The 1,167-nt window shown below is 52.3% G+C and carries 2 protein-coding genes and 1 pseudogene; all 3 read left to right on the top strand.

Features of this window, described 5'->3' with window-relative positions:
* Positions 1-255 (top strand): annotated as a pseudogene (locus tag EHO01S_RS17870) (DUF4406 domain-containing protein); the annotation flags it as partial.
* 269 nt (positions 256-524) lie between these two features.
* Complete coding sequence (locus EHO01S_RS17020) at positions 525-788, top strand: hypothetical protein (protein ID WP_024525059.1); 264 nt, start codon at positions 525-527, stop codon at positions 786-788.
* A complete protein-coding gene (locus EHO01S_RS17015; RefSeq protein WP_024525058.1) occupies positions 785-1,084 on the top strand; it encodes a hypothetical protein in 300 nt (99 codons plus the stop codon). The genes EHO01S_RS17020 and EHO01S_RS17015 overlap by 4 nt, the downstream gene beginning before the upstream one ends.
* Positions 1,085-1,167: the final 83 nt, after the last annotated feature.

The raw sequence follows: 1,167 nt of genomic DNA, 5'->3' as shown, positions 1-1,167 counted from the left end.
CCCATGTCCGGGATCGAAGACTTTAATCGTCCAGCGTTTCATGAAACGGCGCAGGCGTTACGTGCCGAAGGCCATACCGTTCTTAACCCCGCCGAGCTGCCCGATGGGCTAACCGAGGCGCAGTACATGCAGATCGGCCTCGCCATGTTGCAATGTGCTGATGTGATTTATCTGTTGCAGGATTGGCTGCACTCAAGCGGAGCCAGAGCAGAAAAGGCACTGGCGGAAAAACTGGGGTTAGAGATGTGCTTCCAGGTGGTTTGTCCCCCTCGTTCCTGCATCCCTGGATTCATGCGGCAGGCAAATCACTACTCTATCAGGGGGAATGATGATTAACGCTATCCGGTACTTTTTCTGGCGTCGTTTATTCATGGAGGCAGTCGCTATAAGCCAGGGGCAATTGGCGGCTGAACTGGCGATATCGTATTGGCCGTACCGCCCAGCCGAGGGTAATTTTTATTGGCGTAGCTATACCCCAAAAGGGGCGGCTAACTGGATGATTTCTAACTTCAAGGGGTTAAGTTATGACTGAATTATCATTGACGGAGGCTATTGTTCACGCTGAAATGCTTGCTAATTGTTTGACCGGTTCATGTGCACACCAGCATCAACAATTGGCAATGTGGTTGCGTGAACTGAAAGAGCGTCGAACGGTTGAGGTAACGCAGCAACCCGTAGCGTTTATGAATCGTTTTAGTGGCATGGTATTTAACAAACATCAGCAGCCGAACGCAATCGCTGAGCCTGAGATTTACATCCCGCTCTACATCAAGGATAGGTATCTATGAAACGGTCATGGTCAACGCAAGAAGAGCAGACTCTCACACGTCTCTACCGCGAGGGGAAGAAGGTGGCAGAAATCGCAGCTACGCTGGGGCGAACGCGATCATCTGTATGGCCGAAAATTAGTTCGATGGGGTTGGTTTCTCGCGCCCCTCGCACTGATCCGTGGGATGTTGAGATGGTTCATGCATTACGCGCGGAGGGGCTATCTGCCCCGATTATTGCTGAAAAGCTGGAACTCAAATACACCACGGTTCGGTACATCATTCAGCGCAAAAAACCGGAGGTACGTCATGGCTAAATCTGCCGCTGAGCGTAAACGCGAACAGCGCCAACGTGAGCGAGAAGCCGCCCAACGGGCGGCTGTCGGTGGCAATCGCCGGA

The organism is Edwardsiella hoshinae NBRC 105699 = ATCC 33379, from assembly GCF_000474215.1.
In the GTDB taxonomy this organism is placed as follows: domain Bacteria; phylum Pseudomonadota; class Gammaproteobacteria; order Enterobacterales; family Enterobacteriaceae; genus Edwardsiella; species Edwardsiella hoshinae.
This window is presented reverse-complemented; position numbering and strand designations above follow the sequence as displayed.

Bases quoted from the DNA above. Each gene is read 5' to 3' on its own strand.
- EHO01S_RS17020 (WP_024525059.1), top strand. From the start codon at position 525: ATGACTGAATTATCATTGACGGAGGCTATTGTTCACGCTGAAATGCTT.
- EHO01S_RS17015 (WP_024525058.1), top strand. From the start codon at position 785: ATGAAACGGTCATGGTCAACGCAAGAAGAGCAGACTCTCACACGTCTC.